The following is a 20,191-nucleotide window of genomic DNA, read 5'->3' on the forward strand; positions in this document are numbered from 1 at the left end:
ATCGTGACGCAGAGCGTCACTGGCTGCATTCCCACGCAGAGCGTGGGAACGATCAGTCACGCCGCCATTTATCAGCTAAATACAAAGCATCCTAACTATTACGTTGACATTCGCTGCCTAGGCAGTAACATCTCGACATACATTCTCTGCCTAGGCAGCTAATTGGTGGTCAGATGAAGCATTTCACCCCGGAACAATTCAAGCATTGCCATCTCGGCCTTTTGCTCGGCCGCGCCGCGCTGCTCAAGGACCGGATCATCGACACGCACATGGAACCCCACGGCATCACCGCCGCGCAGTTCAAAGTGCTGATCATCATGGCCCAGTTCGGTGTCGATACCCCGGCCGAACTCTGCCGCCACCTGTCCCTGGACAGCGGTTCGATGACGCGCATGCTCGATCGTCTGGAGCAGAAAGGTTTCCTCGCCCGCCAACGCTCCGAAGCCGACCGCCGACAAGTGCAACTGGTGCTGACCGAACTGGGCCAGCAACTGGCTGATCGCCTGCCGGACATCGGCGCCGATGCCATGAACGAACTGGCCGGCGCCATCACCCCGGACGAGTTGCAAACCCTGGAACAGATCCTGAAGAAAATCTTGGTGGCAGCCGGTGACTCGATCACCTTGCTGCGGGTAGGTGACAAATGAGCAGTAAAACCTTGCGTAGCGGCCTGAGCCTGGTGCTGGTGTCGATGATTTTGGCCGGCTGCGCCAGCTACAGCGGCCTGACCACCGAAGGCAAAAGCGTCGATGCGAAAACCCTCAAGGCCGGGCAATCCCTGAGCGGTGTGACCCTGTCGCCCGCTGCCTGGCCGAAAAGCGATTGGTGGAAAAGCCTCGGCGACCCACAACTCGACGGCCTGATCCGCGAAGCCCTGCACGACAGCCCGGACATGCAAATCGCCGAAGCCCGCGCCCATCAGGCCAGCGCCGCTGCGTATGCTGCCGACGCCGCGCGGATGCCGACCCTCGATGCCAGCGCCGGCATCAGCCGTTCGCGCCTGGCCAAGGATCAGGATCCACGCGGGCAGGGCGATGCCTACGCCACCGTGCGTAATATCAGCGCCAGTTTCAATTACAACTTCGATCTCTGGGGCGGTCAGCGTGACGCCTGGGAAGCCGCGTTGGGCCAGGCCCGCGCCGCCGAAGTCGATCAGCAAGCCGCGCAACTGACCTTGTCCGCCGACGTCGCTCGCGCCTACAGCGATCTGGGCCAGGCGCACATTGTTTATGACCTGGCCAACGAAGACCTCAAGCGCACCAAGCAAATGCTCGATCTGAGCCAGCGTCGCTTGAGTTCAGGGATCGACAGCCAGTACCAGTTCCAGCAAACCGAAAGCCTGGAAGCCAGTTCCGAAGCCAGCCTGATCGATGCCGAAAAACGCCTGAACAGCGCGAAAATCGCTCTGGCTGTGTTGCTCGGTAAAGGCCCGGATCGCGGCAACGAAATCGCCCGGCCGAACATTCTCCAGCCTGGCGCCGTGGCGTTGCCGTCGGTGCTGCCGGCCGAATTGCTCGGTCGTCGCCCGGACCTGGTGGCCGCGCGCTGGCGGGTCGAGGCCGCGAGCAAGGACATCGCCGCGAGCAAGACCCAGTTCTATCCCAACCTGAACCTTACCGCCGCGGCCGGTGCCGAATCCTTGTTGGGTGACGCGATGTTCGGTTCGGCCAGTCGCTTCTTCAATATCGCGCCGACCATCTCGGTGCCGATCTTCGACGGTGGCCGTTTGCGCGCCAACCTCGATGCCCGCGACGCCGACTATGACCTGGCGGTGGCGCAGTACAACAAGAGCCTGGTCAAGGCCCTGGGGGATGTCAGCGACACCATCAACCAGTTGCGCGATATCGGTCGGCAGATCGGTGCCCAGCAGCACGCCACCGAGATTGCCCAGGACTCTTACAACACCGTGGTCCAGCGCTACGGTTCCGGCATCGGCAATTACCTGGACGTGCTCAGCATCGAACAGCAATTGCTCCAGGCCCAGCGTCAACTGGCGGACCTGAATGCCGAGCAGATCGACCTGTCGATCCAACTGATGCAGGCGCTGGGTGGCGGCTTTCAAGCCGAAACCATCGCCTCGGCCAATCCAGCCCCAGCCAAGCTGAACAACTAATTCAAGGTACTTGTCATGGCCACTGCCGAAACTGCAAAAGCTCCTGAAAACGCTCAAGACACGAGCAACCCGCGTAAACGCAAAGTCATGCTGACCGTGCTGGCAATTCTGGTAATCCTCGCCAGCCTCGGCGTCTGGGCCTATCACGAACTCTACGGGCGCTGGAACGAAAGCACCGACGATGCCTACGTGAACGGCAACGTGGTGGAAATCACCCCGCTGGTCACCGGCACCGTGGTCAGCATCGGCGCTGACGATGGCGACCTGGTCCATGAAGGCCAGGTGCTGGTCAACTTCGACCCGAACGACGCCGAAGTCGGGCTGCAAAGTGCTCAGGCCAATCTGGCCCGCACCGTGCGCCAGGTCCGTGGCTTGTACAGCAACGTCGACGGCATGCGCGCCCAGGTCAATGCCCAGCAGGCCAACGTGCAAAAAGCCCAGGACAACTTCAACCGCCGGAAAAACCTCGCCGCCGGCGGCGCGATTTCCCAGGAAGAACTGTCCCACGCTCGCGACGACCTGACCTCGGCACAAAACGCCCTGGCCAATGCGCAACAACAGCTGAAAACCACCAGCGCGTTGGTCGATGACACGGTTGTGTCGTCGCACCCGGACGTGATGTCTGCCGCCGCGAACTTGCGTCAGGCTTATCTGAACAATTCCCGCAGCACCTTGATTGCGCCGGTCACCGGTTACGTCGCCAAACGTTCCGTGCAACTGGGCCAACGGGTTCAGCCAGGCACCGCGCTGATGGCGGTAATTCCGCTGGATCAACTGTGGATCGACGCCAACTTCAAGGAAACCCAGCTGCGCGACATGCGCATTGGCCAGCCAGTGGACATCGAAGCCGACCTGTACGGCAGCGACGTGAAGTTCAGCGGCACCATCGACAGCCTCGGCGCCGGTACCGGTAGCGCGTTTGCCCTGTTGCCGGCGCAGAACGCCACCGGTAACTGGATCAAGATCGTGCAGCGTGTGCCGGTGCGGATTCACGTCAACGCCGAAGAACTGGCCAAGCACCCATTGCGGGTTGGCCTGTCGACTCAGGTGGACGTGAACCTGCAAGACCAGAGCGGCCCGGTGCTGGCGCAACAGCCACCACAAAAGGCGTCGTTCAGCACCAACGTCTATGACCGTCAGTTGGCCGAGGCCGACGCGATGATCACGCAGTTGATCCATGACAACAGCGCTGCGGTCAGCAAGACCGCGCAACGCTGATTCGCCATCACACCAACCCTGTGGGAGCAAGCCTTTGTGGCGAGGGAGCTTGCTCCCGCTGGGTCGCGAAGCGGCCCCAAAAGCTTTACGACTGCTTCGCAGTCGGGCGGGAGCAAGCTCCCTCGCCACAAAGGCCCGCTCCCACAAGGTCAGCTGCGTCTGTAACAGGCGGCGCGCCAGCCAAGTTTCAAAGGATTAGCGATGAGCAATAACGCGTCTTTCACGCCGCCCAGCCTGGTGCTCAGCACCATCGGCCTGTCGCTGGCGACCTTCATGCAAGTGCTCGACACCACCATCGCCAACGTGGCCTTGCCGACGATTTCCGGCAACCTGGGCGTGAGTTCAGAGCAGGGCACTTGGGTGATCACTTCGTTCGCCGTGAGTAACGCCATCGCGTTGCCGCTGACCGGTTGGCTGAGTCGGCGTTTCGGTGAAGTGAAGCTGTTTCTCTGGGCGACGATTCTGTTTGTGCTGGCCTCGTTTCTCTGCGGCATCTCCACATCGATGCCGGAACTGATCGGCTTCCGTGTGCTGCAAGGCCTGGTGGCCGGGCCGTTGTACCCGATGACCCAGACGCTGCTGATCGCGGTCTATCCGCCCGCCAGGCGCGGCATGGCCCTGGCGTTGCTGGCGATGGTCACGGTGGTGGCGCCGATTGCCGGACCGATCCTCGGTGGCTGGATTACCGACAGCTATAGCTGGCCGTGGATCTTCTTTATCAACGTGCCCATCGGGATTTTCGCGGTGATGGTGGTGCGCTCGCAGCTCAAGGCGCGTCCGGTGGAAACCAGCCGCCAGCCGATGGATTACGTCGGTTTGATCACGCTGATCATTGGCGTGGGGGCGTTGCAGGTGATCCTCGATAAAGGCAACGACCTGGATTGGTTCGAGTCGAATTTCATCATCATTGGCGCAGCGATTTCGGTGATTGCCCTGGCGGTGTTCATCATCTGGGAGATGACAGACAAGCACCCGGTGGTGAACCTGCGACTGTTCGCTTACCGCAACTTCCGCATCGGCACCATCGTGTTAGTGCTGGGTTATGCCGGGTTCTTTGGCATCAACCTGATCCTGCCGCAATGGCTGCAAACCCAGATGGGCTACACCGCCACCTGGGCCGGGCTGGCGGTGGCGCCGATCGGGATTCTGCCGGTGCTGATGTCGCCGTTTGTCGGCAAGTACGCGCACAAGTTCGACCTGCGTCTGCTGGCCGGCCTGGCGTTCCTGGCGATTGGCTTGAGCTGCTTTATGCGCGCCGGGTTCACCAACGAGGTGGACTTCCAGCACATCGCCCTGGTGCAGCTGTTCATGGGGATTGGCGTGGCGCTGTTCTTTATGCCGACCTTGAGCATCCTGATGTCGGACCTGCCGCCGAGCCAGATCGCCGATGGCGCGGGCCTGGCGACGTTCCTGCGGACCTTGGGCGGTAGTTTTGCGGCGTCGCTGACCACTTGGATCTGGATTCGCCGGGCCGATCAGCATCACGCGTACTTGAGCGAAAGCATCACCACCTACGACCAACCGACCCGGGATGCGTTGAACACCCTGGGCGGCGCGAGTACCCCGGCGTATGCACAGCTCGATCAGGTGCTGACCAGCCAGGCGTACATGCTCTCCACCGTGGATTACTTCACGTTGCTCGGGTGGGGGTTCCTGGGGTTGATGCTGATTGTGTGGCTGGCGAAACCGCCGTTTGCGGCGAAGGCCGGGCCTGCGGCCTCCGGCCACTAGAGGGCTGATCGTTCCCACGCTCTGCGTGGGAATGCCTCAACGGACGCTCCGTGTTCGGCTTTGGAGGGAACGCGGAGCGTCCCGGGCTGCATTCCCACGCGGAGCGTGGGAATGATCAGGCCACGATCAGGCAGAAGGGGCGGCCAATTGCGGTGGCGGAGCGAAGTTGAACGGGGCGAGGGCAAACCCTTGCTCATCCACCTGCAACGCCCACCCCTGACGATCCCAATCCCCCAACACAATGCGCTTGGCCGCCTGCTCGCCAATCTGCAACTTGTGGATTGCGGGGCGATGGGTATGCCCATGGATCAGCGTCTTCACGCCATATTCCTGCATGATCCGCGGCACTTCCTCGGGCGTGACATCGACAATGTCATTGGCCTTCATCCGCGTCTGCGCCCGGCTTTCACTGCGCAGTTTGCGCGCCAGTTTGTGCCGGGTGCTCAATGGCAGGTGTCGCAGGATGAACAGGGTGACGGGATTACGCAGGTAGCGACGCAGCTTCATATAGCCGACATCGCGGGTGCAGAGGCTGTCGCCGTGCATCAAGAGCACCGGCTCGCCCGCGAGCTGCACGACACTCGGGTCCTTCAATAATGTGCAGCCGGCCTGTTTGCAAAAGGCCTTGCCGAGCATGAAGTCACGATTGCCGTGCATCAGAAAAATGGCCGTGCCGCTGTCGCTGAGATCGCGCAGGGCCTGGCAGATGGAACGCTGGAAGGGTGTCATGGCATCGTCGCCAATCCACGCCTCGAAAAAGTCGCCCAGGATGTACAGCGCACTCGCCGAGCGGGCGCGTCCGGCGAGTAAATCCAGAAACGCCCGGGTAATGTCCGGGCGCTCCTCTTCCAGATGCAAGTCTGAAATCAGCAGTATCACGCTTCGATGATCTCGGCTTTCTCGATGATCACGTCTTCTGCTGGTACGTCCTGGTGGCCGGACTTCATGGTGGTGGAAACACCTTTGATCTTGTCCACGACTTCAGTGCCGGAAACCACTTTGGCGAAGACAGCGTAGCCCCAGCCCTGGGTGGTTTTGGCGCTGTGGTTCAGGAAGCTGTTGTCAGCCACGTTGATGAAGAACTGCGCGGAAGCCGAATGCGGCTCCATGGTGCGAGCCATGGCCACGGTGTACTTCTCGTTCGGCAGGCCGTTGTCGGCTTCGTTCTGGATGCTTGGGCGCTTGTCTTTCTTTTCTTTCATGCCTGGCTCGAAACCGCCGCCCTGGATCATGAAGTTACCGATCACGCGGTGGAAAACGGTGTTTTCGTAGTGGCCGGCCTTGACGTATTCGATGAAGTTGGCAACGGTCACCGGTGCCTTTTCAGCGTTCAGTTCCAGGACGATGTCGCCATGGTTGGTGGTCAATTTGACTTGGGTCATGATCGTACTCTTTCTATGAATTCGTGGGTTTCGGGGCATCAGAGCCCGCAACCGGTCTGGTCTGTCTCAACCAAGGTGCGCAGTTTAGCGCGACAGGCGCGAATTTCGAGGCTGTTTTTCATTTGCAGCCGATTAAATGCAGCCGTTTTCAGGCCTGCCGCTGTCAGCGGCTTGACAGCATCGGCTATGATAGCGGCTTTGTTTTGTCAGGCCTTTAGTTCCGGCCGCGCACTCGTACGTTCAAGGATCCTATGAGCAAGCCCACTGTCGACCCTACCTCGAATTCCAAGACCGGCCCTGCTGTGCCGGTCAATTTCCTGCGCCCGATCATCCAGGCGGACCTGGACTCGGGTAAGCACACGCAGATCGTCACCCGTTTCCCGCCTGAGCCCAACGGCTACCTGCACATCGGTCACGCCAAGTCGATTTGCGTGAACTTCGGCCTGGCCCAGGAATTTGGCGGCGTCACGCACCTGCGTTTCGACGACACCAACCCGGCCAAGGAAGACCAGGAATACATCGACGCGATCGAAAGCGACATCAAATGGCTGGGCTTCGAATGGTCCGGTGAAGTGCGCTACGCCTCGCAGTATTTCGACCAGTTGCACGACTGGGCCGTCGAGCTGATCAAGGCCGGCAAGGCCTACGTCGATGACCTGAGCCCGGAGCAAGCCAAGGAATACCGCGGCACCCTGACCGAGCCGGGCAAGAACAGCCCGTTCCGTGACCGTTCCGTGGAAGAAAACCTCGACTGGTTCGCCCGCATGAAGGCCGGCGAATTCCAGGACGGCGCACGTGTGCTGCGGGCCAAGATCGACATGGCCTCGCCGAACATGAACCTGCGCGACCCGATCATGTATCGCATCCGCCACGCCCATCACCACCAGACCGGTGACAAGTGGTGCATCTACCCGAACTACGACTTCACCCACGGTCAGTCGGACGCCATCGAAGGCATCACCCACTCGATCTGCACCCTCGAGTTCGAAAGCCACCGTCCGCTGTACGACTGGTTCCTGGACGCTTTGCCAGTGCCGGCGCACCCGCGTCAGTACGAATTCAGCCGCCTGAACCTGAACTACACCATCACCAGCAAGCGCAAGCTCAAGCAACTGGTCGATGAAAAGCACGTGTTCGGCTGGGACGATCCGCGCATGTCCACGCTGTCGGGCTTCCGCCGCCGTGGCTACACCCCTGCGTCGATCCGCAATTTCTGCGACATGGTCGGCACCAACCGTTCCGACGGCGTGGTCGATTTCGGCATGCTCGAGTTCAGCATCCGTCAGGATCTGGACCAGAACGCTCCGCGCGCCATGTGCGTGCTGCGTCCGTTGAAAGTGGTGATCACCAACTACCCGGAAGATCAGGTCGAGAACCTCGAACTGCCGCGTCATCCGCAGAAAGAAGAACTGGGCGTGCGCCAACTGCCGTTCGCCCGTGAAATCTACATCGACCACGATGACTTCATGGAAGAGCCGCCAAAAGGCTACAAGCGCCTGGAGCCGAACGGCGAAGTGCGCCTGCGTGGCAGCTACGTGATCCGCGCCGACGAAGCAATCAAGGACGCCGATGGCAACATCGTCGAACTGCGTTGCTCCTACGATCCGGAAACCTTGGGCAAGAACCCTGAAGGCCGCAAGGTCAAAGGCGTGGTGCATTGGGTGCCGGCAGCGGCCAGCGTCGAGTGCGAAGTGCGTTTGTACGATCGCCTGTTCCGCTCGCCGAACCCTGAAAAGGCGGAAGACAGCGCCAGTTTCCTGGACAACATCAACCCTCAATCGCTGCAAGTTCTCACGGGTTGTCGTGCGGAGCCTTCGCTGGGCAATGCACAGCCGGAAGACCGTTTCCAGTTCGAGCGCGAAGGTTACTTCTGCGCGGATATCAAGGACTCGAAACCGGGCGCTCCGGTCTTCAACCGTACCGTGACCTTGCGTGATTCGTGGGGCCAGTGATTCAAGGAAACAACTAAAGTGCTAACGATCTACAACACGCTCACCAAGAGCAAAGAAGTGTTCAAGCCGCTGGATGGCAACAATGTGCGCATGTACGTCTGCGGGATGACCGTGTACGACTACTGCCACATTGGCCACGGCCGCAGCATGGTCGCGTTTGACCTGATCACCCGTTGGTTGCGTTTCAGCGGTTATAACCTGACCTATGTGCGCAACATCACCGACATTGAAGACAAGATCATCAATCGGGCCAAGGAGAACGGCGAGCCGTTCGACGTGCTGACCGAGCGCATGATCACCGCGATGCACGAGGACGAGGCGCGCCTCAACATTCTCAAGCCGGATATGGAACCGCGGGCCACCGACCACATCGCTGGCATGCAGACCATGATCCAGACCCTGATCGACAAGGGTTACGCCTACGCCCCGGGCAATGGCGACGTGTACTACCGCGTAGCCAAGTTCATGGGCTACGGCAAGTTGTCGCGCAAGAAGATCGAAGACCTGCGCATCGGCGCGCGGATCGAAGTCGACGAGTCGAAACAGGACCCGCTGGACTTCGTGCTGTGGAAAGGCGCCAAGCCGGGCGAGCCGAGCTGGCCATCGCCGTGGGGCGACGGTCGTCCGGGCTGGCACATCGAATGCTCGGTGATGTCGACTTGCTGCCTGGGCGAGACCTTCGACATTCATGGCGGCGGCAGCGACCTTGAGTTCCCGCACCATGAAAACGAAATCGCCCAGAGCGAAGCGGCCACCGGCAAGACCTACGCCAACGCGTGGATGCATTGCGGCATGATTCGCATCAATGGCGAGAAGATGTCCAAGTCCTTGAACAACTTCTTCACCATTCGCGACGTGCTGGAAAAGTACCACCCGGAAGTCGTGCGTTACCTGCTGGTGTCGAGCCACTACCGCAGCGCGATCAACTACTCGGAAGACAACCTCAAGGACGCCAAGGGCGCACTCGAGCGTTTCTACCACGCGTTGAAAGGCCTGCCGAACGTCGCGCCTGCTGGCGGTGATGCCTTTGTCGAGCGCTTCACCCAGGTGATGAACGACGACTTCGGCACGCCGGAAGCGTGCGCGGTGCTGTTCGAGATGGTTCGCGAGATCAACCGTCTGCGTGAGAGCGATCTCAATGCGGCGGCGGGTCTGGCGGCTCGCTTGAAAGAACTGGCCAGCGTTTTGGGTGTGTTGCAGCTTGAGGCGGATGACTTCCTGCAGGCCGGCGCTGAAGGGCGGGTTGATGCGGCGCAAGTCGATGCGCTGATTGCTGCGCGTCTGGCGGCTCGTGCCGGCAAAGACTGGGCCGAATCCGACCGCATCCGCGACCAGCTCACCGCCATGGGCGTGGTGCTGGAAGACGGCAAGGGCGGCACGACCTGGCGTTTGGCTGACTGATCGCTGCGCTTGCCTCACTGATCGTTCCCACGCTCTGCGTGGGAATGCCTCCACGGACGCTCCGCGTTCGGCTTTGGAAGGGACGCGGAGCGTCCCGGGCTGCATTCCCACGCGGAGCGTGGGAACGATCACTGCCGCAGACGTTTGTACAAAGTGTTTCGGCTAACGCCTAACCTACGGGCCAAATGCGAGATATTCCCCCCGGCCGCCTGCAACAACCGATTTAAATCTTCGGCATCATTCAAATCCACCGCCAATGGCTCCGGCGTCTCCACCGGCTCCATCTCCAGATCGACAAAAAAATCATCCGGCAAATGCTCGGGCCGCACCGGTTGCTCCTCGGCCATGGCCAACGCGACCTGCATCACGCTGCTGACCTGCCTCAGATTCCCCGGCCATGGATGACGGCCGAACAATTCCATGACTTCACGGCTCAACCCGGCCCATTGCGACGGCTCGCGGTGTTGCTCCCACAACCGTTTGAACAGTGCCTGTTTGTCGCTGCGTTCCCGTAATGGCGGCAGCTCTAGCGTTAAACCGCCGATCCGGTAATACAGATCTTCCCTGAACCGTCCGAGCTGCACCTGTTCGCGCAACGAACGGTTGGTCGCCGAAATAATGCGAATGTCGACCGGGAACAACTCGCTGCTGCCCACCGGCTGCACGCAACGTTCCTGCAAAACCCTTAACAACCGCGCCTGAGTCGGCAGCGGCATGTCGCCGATTTCATCGAGGAACAGGGTGCCTTTATCAGCCTTGCGAATCAGGCCGATGCTGCCTTTCTGGTTCGCGCCGGTGAATGCGCCTTTCTCGTAGCCAAACAGCTCCGACTCGACCAGTTCGGCGGGGATCGCTGCACAGTTGACGGCGATGAAGGGTTGTTTGTTGCGGGAGCTGGCCTGGTGCAGGGCTTTGACGAAGACTTCCTTGCCGACTCCGGTTTCGCCGTGGATCAGCAGCGGAATGTCTTTCTCCAGCAAGCGCTCGGCCTGGCGTACGGCTTTTTCCACGCGACTGTCGCCGAAGTGCAGGGTGTTCAGGCTGATCGCTGTTGGCGTTGCAACGCGGGGTTCTGCAAACACCCGCGCCTGAATCGGCGCCTGCTTCGGCCGCTTCAACAAACACTGGAAACGGTTACGCCCGGAGGCTTGCAGGGCAAATGGCAAGCCATCGGGTTGGTTCAGCAACTCCAGCAGCGACACCTTGAACAAGCTCTCGACACTGACCCGGGACAGACTGATCCCCAGCAAATTATCAGCCCGGCGATTGGCCGACAGCACTTGCCCGGTCTCATCGAAAATCAGCAACCCGGCCCATTGGCTGTCGAGGTTGTTCAGCCCGGTGTTGAAGGTCAGTTGAAAATGCTGGCCATGGAACAGGTTGAGGATCAGCCGGTTTTCCACGGTCTGGCTCATCATCTTGACCATGCCGAGCGTGTGGGACGGCGGCAGGTAGCTGTCGCTGGACACATCGAGCACGGCGATGACCTTGCGCTCGGCATCGAAAATCGGCGCGGCAGACCCCGTCATAAAGCGGTTGGCTTTCAGAAAGTGTTCATCGTGCTCGATATGCACCGCCTGCTCGCAGGCCAGGGCGGTGCCGATGGCATTGGTGCCGCTGCAACGCTCCATCCAACTGGCGCCGGCGCTGAAGCCACGGGTCAGGCTCGGTTCGATAAAGCGCTGGGTGCCCCAGGAGGTGAGCACCTGGCCCTGGTTGTCGGCGAGCATGATCAGGCAATTGGAGTTGCTCAGGATGTTCTCGTAATACGGCAGAACTTCCTGATGGGTGGTCTGCACCAGGGAATGCTGGCTCTCCAGCAATTGTGCGATGCCGTCGGCCGGCAGCTGGTCGAAGGTCGGCACGCTGTGATGGTTGAGACCGAACGCGCGGCAACGGGACCAGGAGTCCTGGATGATGGCGTCGTGGGAGAGCGGCGAGGCAGGTACGGCCATGGCAGTCGATCTCTGAGCAAAGCTTTTATTGTTTTTGTTATGGGTAAACGCATTGTGCTTTTTTACAGGTTGCTACGGCTTGAGGCGATCCTGTAGCAGCTGGCGAAGCCTGCGTTCGGCGACGAAGTCGTCGTAAAACCTGTATTCGCGGTCATCCTGACACACAGTGGCGCCTGACTTTACGACGACTGCGTCGCCGAACGCAGCCTTCGGCAGCTGCTACAAGGACGTGCGCAATTCGGGATTTCTCGCAGTAAAAGCATCCGTAGATTGTTGTTCACTATTGTTCATTGTCAACCGTCGAACTGTTCAATTGTTCAGTCGCGATTGTTCATTTCTGTTCAGCAACGAACGCGGTTTTCCGCGCTTTCGCAGGTTTTTCAAGCCCGATCAAAGACTTGTGTTTTCTGGCACGAATGTCGCTCTATCGCTACGGTCGCTTGACTCCAAATAATAAAAAAGGCCGAGCCATGTCACTCACCCTGGAGCACGTCAGCCGTACCGTCGAGGGCCAGACCTGGATCGACGATGCGTGCCTTGTTTTCGAACCCGGATCCTTCAACGTTTTGCTCGGCCGCACCCTGTCCGGCAAAACCAGCCTGATGCGCCTGATGGCCGGCCTGGACAAGCCCGACAGCGGGCGCATCCTGATGAACGGCGTCGACGTCACCCAGCGCCCGGTGCGGCTGCGCAACGTATCGATGGTTTATCAGCAGTTCATCAACTACCCGACCATGACGGTGTTCGAGAACATCGCCTCGCCGTTGCGTCAGGGCGGGGTTTCCAACGAACTGATCCAGAGCAAAGTGCTGGAAACCGCGAAGATGCTGCGCATCGAGAAGTTTCTCCAGCGCCATCCGCTGGAACTGTCCGGCGGCCAGCAACAACGTACGGCCATGGCCCGGGCGCTGGTCAAGGATGCCGAGCTGATCCTGTTCGACGAACCGCTGGTCAACCTCGACTACAAACTGCGCGAAGAACTGCGCCAGGAAATGCGCGAGCTGTTCAAGGCGCGGCACACCATCGCCATCTACGCCACCACCGAACCCAACGAAGCCCTGGCGCTGGGCGGCACCACCACCATTCTCCACGAAGGCCGGGTGATCCAGAGCGGCAAGTCCTCCGAGGTCTATCACCAGCCGCAAACGGTGCTGGCGGCGGAGTTGTTTTCCGAGCCGCCGATCAACCTGATGCCGGGGTGTATTGCCGGCAACGAAGTCAGTTTCGCCAATTTCGTGCACTTCCCGTTGAACGTCGATCTGCGCCCGGTGGGCGAGGGCGAGTTCCGGTTTGGCGTGCGCCCGAGCCATATCTCGCTGGTGCCGAGTAACGACGACGACCTGGAACTGGCGGTGACCGTCGAGGTGGCCGAGATCAGCGGTTCGGAAACTTTCCTGCATGTGCGCAACGAGCATTTCCTGTTGGTGCTGCACTTGCCGGGCGTCCACGAATACGACGTCGATGCGCCGATTCGCATCTATATCCCGACCCATAAACTGTTTGTGTTCGATATGCAGGGGCGGCTGGTCCAGGCGCCCGGTCGCCGTATCGCGAGGGTTGCCTGATGGCCGAAATCCGTTTGCAGAACCTCGCCCACAGCTACACCCGCACGCCAAGCGGCCCCGAGGATTACGCGATTCGCGAGATGGACCACGTCTGGGAACAGGGTGGGGCCTACGCCTTGCTCGGACCGTCGGGCTGCGGCAAGTCGACCTTGCTTAACATCATTTCCGGGTTGCTCAGCCCGTCCCAGGGCCAGGTGCTGTTTGACGGCAAAGTCGTGAACGACCTGACCCCGGAGAAGCGCAACATCGCCCAGGTGTTCCAGTTTCCGGTGGTCTACGACACCATGACCGTGTTCGATAACCTGGCGTTTCCGCTGCGAAACCAGGGCATGAACGAGGCGAAAATTCACAGCAAGGTGCAGGAAATTGCCGAGGTCCTCGACCTCCAGGCGCTGCTGAGCAAAAAGGCCCGTAACCTCACCGCCGACGAAAAACAGAAAGTCTCCATGGGCCGTGGCCTGGTGCGCGATGACGTGTCGGCGATCCTGTTCGATGAGCCGCTGACGGTGATCGACCCGCACCTGAAGTGGAAGCTGCGACGCAAGCTCAAGCAGATCCACGAGCAGTTCAACATCACCATGGTCTACGTCACCCACGATCAGCTCGAAGCCTCGACCTTTGCCGACAAGATCGCGGTGATGTACGGCGGGCAGATCGTGCAGTTCGGCACGCCACGGGAACTGTTCGAACGGCCGAGCCACACCTTTGTCGGCTATTTCATCGGCAGCCCGGGGATGAACCTGATCGATGTGCAGCCGCAGCCCGGCGGTGTCGGGTTCGCTTCGACGCACTTGCCGCTTTCCGACGCGATGCAGCAACAAATCGCCGACAAACCGTGGAAAACCCTGAAGGTCGGCATCCGCCCGGAGTTCGTCCACGTGTGGGACGAGCCATTTGATGACGCGATGCAGGCACAGGTCGTACACATCGAAGACCTCGGCACCTACAAGATCATGACCCTCAACCTCGACGGTGCACCGCTGAAAGTGCGCCTGGCCGAAGACAAACCGGTGCCCGAAGGCACGGCGTATATCAGTTTTCCGGCGCAGTGGTTGATGGTCTATGCCGACGATTACCTACTGGAGGTGCAGCCATGAACAAGGTGCAGAACAACAAGGCCTGGTGGCTGGTGTTGCCGGTGTTCCTGCTGGTGGCATTCAGTGCGGTGATCCCGATGATGACCGTGGTCAATTACTCGGTGCAGGACATCTTCGACCAGTCCAGCCGCTACTTCGTCGGCGCCGACTGGTACAAACAGGTGCTGCTCGATCCACGGCTGCACGACTCGCTGCTGCGGCAGTTCATCTATTCCGGCTGCGTGCTGCTGATCGAAATCCCCCTGGGCATCGGCATCGCCCTGACCATGCCGACCAAGGGCCGCTGGTCGTCGCTGGTACTGATCATCCTGGCGATTCCGCTGCTGATCCCGTGGAACGTGGTCGGCACCATTTGGCAGATCTTCGGCCGCGCGGACATCGGTTTGCTCGGTTCCAGCCTCAATGCGATGGGCATGAACTACAACTATGCGTCCAACACCATGGACGCCTGGGTCACCGTGTTGGTGATGGACGTCTGGCACTGGACCTCGCTGGTGGCGCTGCTGTGCTTCTCCGGTCTGCGGGCGATTCCGGACGTGTACTACCAGGCGGCGCGGATTGATCGGGCGTCGGCCTGGGCGGTGTTCCGCCATATCCAGTTGCCCAAACTCAAGAGCGTGCTGCTGATCGCCGTGATGTTGCGCTTCATGGACAGCTTCATGATCTACACCGAGCCATTCGTGCTCACCGGCGGTGGTCCGGGGAATGCCACGACCTTCTTGAGTCAGACCTTGACCCAGATGGCTGTAGGGCAATTCGACCTCGGCCCGGCGGCGGCTTTCTCGCTGGTGTACTTCCTGATCATCCTGTTGGTGTCCTGGCTGTTCTACACGGCCATGACTCACTCTGACGCCAACCGCTGAGGTCTGCCATGAGTAAAAGAAAGCTCATTCCGCTGCTGATCTACATCCTGTTCCTGCTGGTGCCGATCTACTGGCTGCTGAACATGTCCTTCAAGAGCAACACCGAAATCCTCGGCGGGCTGACGCTGTTTCCGCAGGATTTCACCCTGGCCAACTACAAGGTGATCTTCACCGACCCGGCCTGGTACACCGGTTACCTCAACTCGCTGTATTACGTGAGTCTGAACACGGTGATTTCGCTGAGTGTGGCGTTGCCAGCGGCGTACGCGTTCTCGCGGTATCGCTTTCTCGGCGACAAGCACTTGTTCTTCTGGCTGCTGACCAACCGCATGGCGCCGCCGGCGGTGTTCCTGCTGCCGTTCTTCCAGCTGTATTCCTCGATCGGCCTGTTCGATACCCACATCGCCGTGGCTTTGGCCCATTGCCTGTTTAACGTGCCGCTGGCGGTGTGGATTCTGGAAGGCTTCATGTCCGGGGTTCCCAAGGAAATCGACGAAACCGCCTACATTGATGGCTACAGCTTTCCGAAGTTCTTCGTGAAGATTTTCGTGCCGTTGATTGGCTCGGGCATCGGTGTGACGGCGTTCTTCTGCTTCATGTTTTCCTGGGTCGAACTGCTGCTGGCGCGCACGCTGACCTCGGTCAACGCCAAACCGATCGCGGCGGTAATGACCCGCACGGTCTCTGCGTCCGGTATCGACTGGGGCGTGCTGGCGGCGGCGGGGGTGTTGACCATCCTGCCGGGCATGCTGGTGATCTGGTTTGTTCGCAACCACGTGGCCAAGGGCTTTGCCCTGGGCCGGGTCTGAGGAGCTGATGATGGAATGGATGAGCTGGACGGTCCCGACAGCGGTGTTTTTCATCGTCATAGGCCTGATTCTGGTGGGCATGACGACTTGGGAATTGCGTTCGCCGAGCATCCTGCGGCGGGGTTTGTTGCCGATTGCCACCACCCGTGGCGATCGCTTATTTATCGGTCTTCTCGGCAGCGCCTACCTGCATCTGCTGGTAATCGGCGTCACCGACTGGAGCATCTGGGTCGCGTCCGCGTTGTCCCTGGTGTGGCTGTTGGCTGTGATGCGTTGGGGCTAGTCGAATCGCTCGGCAAAGTTGCTCCGAAACTTAAACAGGAGGTCTCTATGTTCGACAAAAACAATAAGCTGCGACATAGCATTTCATTGGCAGCCCTGCTGGCACTCAGCGGTTTGAGCGCGACGGCCTGGGCCGATGCTTACGAAGACGCGGCGAAAAAGTGGATCGGCAGCGAATTCAAGCCGTCCACCCTGACGGCCGATCAACAGCTCGCGGAATTGAAATGGTTCATCAAGGCGGCTGAGCCGTTTCGCGGGATGAACATCAAGGTCGTCTCGGAAACCCTGACCACTCACGAATACGAGTCCAAGGTGCTGGCCAAGGCCTTCACTGAAATCACCGGGATCAAGCTGACCCACGACCTGCTGCAAGAAGGCGACGTGGTGGAAAAGCTGCAGACCGTGATGCAGTCGGACAAGAGCATCTACGACGGCTGGGTCAACGACTCGGACCTGATCGGTACGCACTTTCGTTATGGCAAGACCGAGTCGATCACCGACCTGATGGCCAATGAAGGCAAGGATTTCACCTCGCCGACCCTGGACATCAAGGACTTCATCGGCATTTCCTTCACCACCGCGCCCGACGGCAAGATCTATCAACTGCCCGACCAGCAGTTCGCCAACCTCTACTGGTTCCGCGCCGACTGGTTCGAACGGCCGGAGCTCAAAGCCAAGTTCAAGGAAAAATACGGCTACGAATTGGGCGTACCGGTGAACTGGTCGGCTTATGAAGACATCGCCAAGTTCTTCAGCGAAGACGTCAAGGAAATCGACGGCAAGCGCATCTACGGGCACATGGACTACGGCAAGAAAGACCCGTCCCTGGGTTGGCGTTTCACCGATGCCTGGTTCTCCATGGCCGGTGGCGGCGACAAGGGCATTCCCAATGGCTTGCCGGTGGACGAGTGGGGGATTCGCGTGGAGGACTGTCACCCGGTCGGTTCCAGCGTGACTCGCGGCGGCGACACCAACGGCCCGGCGGCGGTCTTCGCCACGCAGAAATACGTCGACTGGCTCAAGGCCTACGCGCCGCCGGAAGCGGCAGGCATGACCTTCTCCGAATCCGGCCCGGTGCCATCCCAAGGCAACATCGCCCAGCAGATCTTCTGGTACACCGCGTTTACCGCCGACATGACCAAGCCTGGCCTGCCGGTGATGAACACCGACGGCACGCCGAAATGGCGCATGGCGCCATCGCCGCGTGGCCCGTATTGGGAAGAGGGCATGAAGCTGGGCTATCAGGACGTGGGTTCCTGGACCTTCCTCAAATCCACGCCTGAAAAACAAAAACTCGCGGCCTGGCTGTACGCGCAGTTCGTGACCTCGAAAACCGTGTCCCTGAAGAAAACCATTGTCGGCCTGACACCGATTCGCGAGTCGGACATCAACTCCCAAGCCATGACCGACCTGGCGCCGAAACTGGGTGGCCTGGTCGAGTTCTACCGCAGCCCGGCCCGCGTGCAATGGACCCCGACCGGGACCAACGTGCCGGACTATCCACGTCTGGCACAACTGTGGTGGAGCCACATCGCCGAAGCCGCCAGCGGCGAGAAAACCCCACAACAGGCGCTCGATGGCCTGGCCAAGGACCAGGACGCGATCATGACGCGGCTCGAACGCTCCAAGGTGCAACCGGTGTGCGGACCGAAAATGAACCCGGAACGGGATGCGCAGTATTGGTTTGATCAACCGGGGGCGCCGAAACCTAAATTGGCGAATGAGAAGCCTAAAGGTGAAACGGTTAGCTACACCGAACTGTTGAAATCGTGGGCGGATGCGCGTAAGTAAGCTTCTGTACTGAGAAAGGCGAACGGCACCGAAAGGTGCCGTTTTTATTTGTGGCTGATGGACCGCCTTCGCGAGCAAGCCCGCTCCCACAGGGATCCGTGGCAAACACATTATTTGTGAGCAACCCCGAACCACTGTTGGAGCGGGCTTGCTCGCGAAGGCTGCGGCACAGGCAACAGACTTCTCCTGCTCGAACCCTATCCTCAAAAACACTGATCACCTGTTGTTGCCGATTCTTTGCAAGAAACTCCAAACCGTCCATGAGTTCGGCAAAAATATCACGCTTCATTGTTTGATCTCTGTCGATATCCAATCAACGAAGTTAATGGCAAATGCCTTGAGTCGGATGTCAGCCGATGCCTACTGCCACGCAGGCATTTTCCGAAAGAGGGGAAAGCAATAAGATCAAAAGATCGCAGCCTGCGGCAGCTCCTACATAGGGACGGCGTGCGTTCTGTAGGAGCTGCCAAAGGCTGCGATCTTTTGATCTTGAAACCCTAAAACGCAAAAACGGCACCCGAAGGTGCCGTTTCTGTTTTCTACCGCGTATCGCTTAAGCGATCAACCCGCCAACCCGGCCTGTTGAACCAGGACCAGCAACGGCTGCGGATACAGCCCAAGGAAGAACGCCAGTGCGGCGATGGCCAGCAGCATCACGCCGCCTGCCTTTTGTTCCCAGTGCAGTTGCGCATCGTGGCGACGCAGGTTCGGCTCGATCAGGTACAGGGTGACCATCACGCGCAGGTAGTAGAAGACGCCGATGGCGCTGCCCAGTACCAGGGAACCGACCAGCCACCATTGATGCGACTCGACGCCGGTAGCGATGATGTAGAACTTGCCGATGAAGCCCGCGGTCAGCGGGATACCGGCCAGGGACAGCATCATCACGGTCAGTACGGCGGTCAGGTACGGACGGCGCCAGAACAGGCCGCGGTATTCGTACAGGGCGTCGGCGTCCCGGCCTTTGTACGGCGAGGACATCAGGGTGATCACGCCGAACGCGCCGAGGCTGGTGATCACGTAGGTGACCAGGTACACGCCGATGGCTTCCACGGCCAGACCCTTGCTCGCCACCAGGGCGATCAGCAGGTAACCGAAGTGGGCGATGGACGAGTAACCCAGCAGACGCTTGAGGTTGCTCTGGGTCAGTGCCAGCAGGTTACCGAACAGGATCGACGCGATGGCGATGATGGTCAGCACGTCGCTCAGAACACCGCTGCTGGCAGCAGGGGAGATCTGGAACAGACGCACCATCACCGCAAACACGGCGACTTTCGAAGCCGTGGCGAGGAACGCGGCAACCGGCGCAGGAGCCCCTTCGTAAACGTCCGGGGTCCAGAGGTGGAACGGTACCAGCGACAGCTTGAACGCCAGGCCGATCAGCATCATGCCCAGGCCCATTTGCGCCAGGGAACTTGGCAGGCCAGTAGCGGCCAATGCTTGACCGATACCGACGAAGCTCAGGCTGCCGGAGTCGGCATACAGCAGCGCCATACCGAACAACAGGAACGCCGAACCGGCGGCCGACAGCACCATGTACTTGATACCGGCTTCCAGCGAACGCTTGTTGAAGAAGGCATAAGCCACCAGACCGTAGACCGGCACCGACAACAGTTCCAGACCGATGAACAACCCGGCCAGGTGTTGCGCGCTGACCAGAACCAGGCCACCGGCGGCGGCCATCAGGATCAGCAGGTACAGTTCTTCGCGGTTGCCCGGGTAACCCGTGCCGCCATCGCCGAGGTAGGCGTGGGCGAGGGTCACACAAGCGAGGGTGGCGACCAGGATCAGCGCCATATACAAGCAAGCGAAGTTATCGATCTGCAGCAGCGGTGTCACGGCCAGGGGCGCGACTTTCAAGGCTGGCAGGATCGACAGCAACGCCAGGTTCAAACCCGCCACGGAAATCAGGAAGGTCTGCGAGTGGTTGCGGCGCCAGGCGATGGCCAGCATCACCACGATGATCGTGGCGGTGGTGATCAACAACGGCGCGAGCGCGATAAAGTGTTGAGTCGTGAATTCCATAGCGCTC

Annotated in this window: 16 protein-coding genes; 12 read left to right on the plus strand and 4 right to left on the minus strand. The window is 60.1% G+C overall.

From position 1 onward, the window contains the following. Positions 1–173 precede the first annotated feature (173 nt). The 4 genes from HKK52_RS31635 to HKK52_RS31650 all read left to right on the plus strand — a co-directional run bounded on the left by HKK52_RS31635 (position 174) and on the right by HKK52_RS31650 (position 5,062). A complete protein-coding gene (locus HKK52_RS31635) occupies positions 174–647 on the plus strand; it encodes a MarR family winged helix-turn-helix transcriptional regulator (protein WP_169374014.1) in 474 nt (157 codons plus the stop codon). After that, entirely contained in the window at positions 644–2,113 is a 1,470-nt protein-coding gene (locus HKK52_RS31640) for an efflux transporter outer membrane subunit (protein WP_169374015.1), read from the plus strand. The genes HKK52_RS31635 and HKK52_RS31640 overlap by 4 nt, the downstream gene beginning before the upstream one ends. Positions 2,114–2,128: 15 nt before the next feature. Next, on the plus strand, positions 2,129–3,331 hold the full coding sequence (locus tag HKK52_RS31645) for an HlyD family secretion protein (protein WP_169374016.1): 1,203 nt from the start codon (positions 2,129–2,131) through the stop codon (positions 3,329–3,331). A gap of 201 nt (positions 3,332–3,532) precedes the next feature. Then, complete coding sequence (locus HKK52_RS31650; RefSeq protein WP_169374017.1) at positions 3,533–5,062, plus strand: DHA2 family efflux MFS transporter permease subunit; 1,530 nt, start codon at positions 3,533–3,535, stop codon at positions 5,060–5,062. Positions 5,063–5,188: 126 nt separating this feature from the next. Here HKK52_RS31650 and lpxH read toward each other — a convergent pair whose 3' ends face one another. Both lpxH and HKK52_RS31660 read right to left on the minus strand, forming a co-directional pair. Further along, a complete protein-coding gene (lpxH, locus tag HKK52_RS31655) occupies positions 5,189–5,941 on the minus strand; it encodes a UDP-2,3-diacylglucosamine diphosphatase (RefSeq protein WP_169374018.1) in 753 nt (250 codons plus the stop codon). After that, positions 5,938–6,444 carry a peptidylprolyl isomerase gene (locus HKK52_RS31660; RefSeq protein ID WP_169374019.1) on the minus strand — a complete coding sequence of 169 codons (507 nt, stop codon included), beginning with the start codon at positions 6,442–6,444 and terminating at the stop codon, positions 5,938–5,940. The genes lpxH and HKK52_RS31660 overlap by 4 nt, the downstream gene beginning before the upstream one ends. 251 nt (positions 6,445–6,695) lie before the next feature. Between HKK52_RS31660 and HKK52_RS31665 the strand changes: the two genes are divergently transcribed. Continuing rightward, entirely contained in the window at positions 6,696–8,396 is a 1,701-nt protein-coding gene (locus HKK52_RS31665) for a glutamine--tRNA ligase/YqeY domain fusion protein (RefSeq protein WP_123508903.1), read from the plus strand. Positions 8,397–8,414: 18 nt separating this feature from the next. Next, positions 8,415–9,797, plus strand: a complete 1,383-nt coding sequence (cysS, locus tag HKK52_RS31670; protein WP_169374020.1) for a cysteine--tRNA ligase — start codon at positions 8,415–8,417, stop codon at positions 9,795–9,797. Positions 9,798–9,925: 128 nt separating this feature from the next. On the opposite strand, the gene HKK52_RS31675 is transcribed toward cysS, so the two are convergent. Next, positions 9,926–11,752, minus strand: coding sequence for a sigma-54-dependent Fis family transcriptional regulator (locus HKK52_RS31675; protein ID WP_169374021.1), 1,827 nt, complete (start codon positions 11,750–11,752; stop codon positions 9,926–9,928). A gap of 470 nt (positions 11,753–12,222) precedes the next feature. On the opposite strand from HKK52_RS31675, the gene HKK52_RS31680 reads away from it, so the two are divergent. From HKK52_RS31680 to HKK52_RS31705, 6 genes are read left to right on the plus strand one after another with little or no spacing between them, the layout of a single operon-like run. Beyond that, positions 12,223–13,317 carry an ABC transporter ATP-binding protein gene (locus HKK52_RS31680; RefSeq protein ID WP_169374022.1) on the plus strand — a complete coding sequence of 365 codons (1,095 nt, stop codon included), beginning with the start codon at positions 12,223–12,225 and terminating at the stop codon, positions 13,315–13,317. Further along, positions 13,317–14,414: an ABC transporter ATP-binding protein gene (locus HKK52_RS31685; protein WP_169374023.1), complete on the plus strand. Its 1,098-nt coding sequence runs from the start codon at positions 13,317–13,319 to the stop codon at positions 14,412–14,414. The genes HKK52_RS31680 and HKK52_RS31685 overlap by 1 nt, the downstream gene beginning before the upstream one ends. Further along, the gene (locus HKK52_RS31690) at positions 14,411–15,277 is read left to right on the plus strand and encodes a carbohydrate ABC transporter permease (RefSeq protein ID WP_169374024.1); all 867 of its coding nucleotides are present in this window, start codon (positions 14,411–14,413) and stop codon (positions 15,275–15,277) included. Before HKK52_RS31685 ends, HKK52_RS31690 begins: the two co-directional genes overlap by 4 nt. A gap of 8 nt (positions 15,278–15,285) precedes the next feature. Beyond that, entirely contained in the window at positions 15,286–16,086 is an 801-nt protein-coding gene (locus HKK52_RS31695) for a carbohydrate ABC transporter permease (protein WP_169374025.1), read from the plus strand. Positions 16,087–16,096: 10 nt separating this feature from the next. Further along, positions 16,097–16,369, plus strand: coding sequence for a DUF2160 domain-containing protein (locus tag HKK52_RS31700; RefSeq protein WP_033049407.1), 273 nt, complete (start codon positions 16,097–16,099; stop codon positions 16,367–16,369). 47 nt (positions 16,370–16,416) lie between these two features. Beyond that, complete coding sequence (locus HKK52_RS31705) at positions 16,417–18,159, plus strand: ABC transporter substrate-binding protein (RefSeq protein ID WP_169374026.1); 1,743 nt, start codon at positions 16,417–16,419, stop codon at positions 18,157–18,159. 561 nt (positions 18,160–18,720) lie between these two features. Here the strand turns inward: HKK52_RS31705 and nuoN are convergent. Beyond that, positions 18,721–20,184, minus strand: coding sequence for an NADH-quinone oxidoreductase subunit NuoN (gene nuoN, locus HKK52_RS31710; protein ID WP_123403085.1), 1,464 nt, complete (start codon positions 20,182–20,184; stop codon positions 18,721–18,723). Positions 20,185–20,191 lie beyond the last annotated feature (7 nt).

Source organism: Pseudomonas sp. ADAK2, assembly GCF_012935755.1.
Lineage (GTDB): Bacteria > Pseudomonadota > Gammaproteobacteria > Pseudomonadales > Pseudomonadaceae > Aquipseudomonas.

Coding starts and splice junctions, on each gene's coding strand:
- HKK52_RS31705 (WP_169374026.1), top strand. CDS start 16,417: ATGTTCGACAAAAACAATAAGCTGCGACATAGCATTTCATTGGCAGCC.
- HKK52_RS31660 (WP_169374019.1), bottom strand. CDS start 6,444: ATGACCCAAGTCAAATTGACCACCAACCATGGCGACATCGTCCTGGAA.
- HKK52_RS31640 (WP_169374015.1), top strand. CDS start 644: ATGAGCAGTAAAACCTTGCGTAGCGGCCTGAGCCTGGTGCTGGTGTCG.
- HKK52_RS31645 (WP_169374016.1), top strand. CDS start 2,129: ATGGCCACTGCCGAAACTGCAAAAGCTCCTGAAAACGCTCAAGACACG.
- HKK52_RS31690 (WP_169374024.1), top strand. CDS start 14,411: ATGAACAAGGTGCAGAACAACAAGGCCTGGTGGCTGGTGTTGCCGGTG.
- HKK52_RS31635 (WP_169374014.1), top strand. CDS start 174: ATGAAGCATTTCACCCCGGAACAATTCAAGCATTGCCATCTCGGCCTT.
- HKK52_RS31680 (WP_169374022.1), top strand. CDS start 12,223: ATGTCACTCACCCTGGAGCACGTCAGCCGTACCGTCGAGGGCCAGACC.
- HKK52_RS31700 (WP_033049407.1), top strand. CDS start 16,097: ATGGAATGGATGAGCTGGACGGTCCCGACAGCGGTGTTTTTCATCGTC.
- HKK52_RS31685 (WP_169374023.1), top strand. CDS start 13,317: ATGGCCGAAATCCGTTTGCAGAACCTCGCCCACAGCTACACCCGCACG.
- HKK52_RS31665 (WP_123508903.1), top strand. CDS start 6,696: ATGAGCAAGCCCACTGTCGACCCTACCTCGAATTCCAAGACCGGCCCT.
- HKK52_RS31675 (WP_169374021.1), bottom strand. CDS start 11,752: ATGGCCGTACCTGCCTCGCCGCTCTCCCACGACGCCATCATCCAGGAC.
- HKK52_RS31650 (WP_169374017.1), top strand. CDS start 3,533: ATGAGCAATAACGCGTCTTTCACGCCGCCCAGCCTGGTGCTCAGCACC.
- nuoN (WP_123403085.1), bottom strand. CDS start 20,184: ATGGAATTCACGACTCAACACTTTATCGCGCTCGCGCCGTTGTTGATC.
- HKK52_RS31695 (WP_169374025.1), top strand. CDS start 15,286: ATGAGTAAAAGAAAGCTCATTCCGCTGCTGATCTACATCCTGTTCCTG.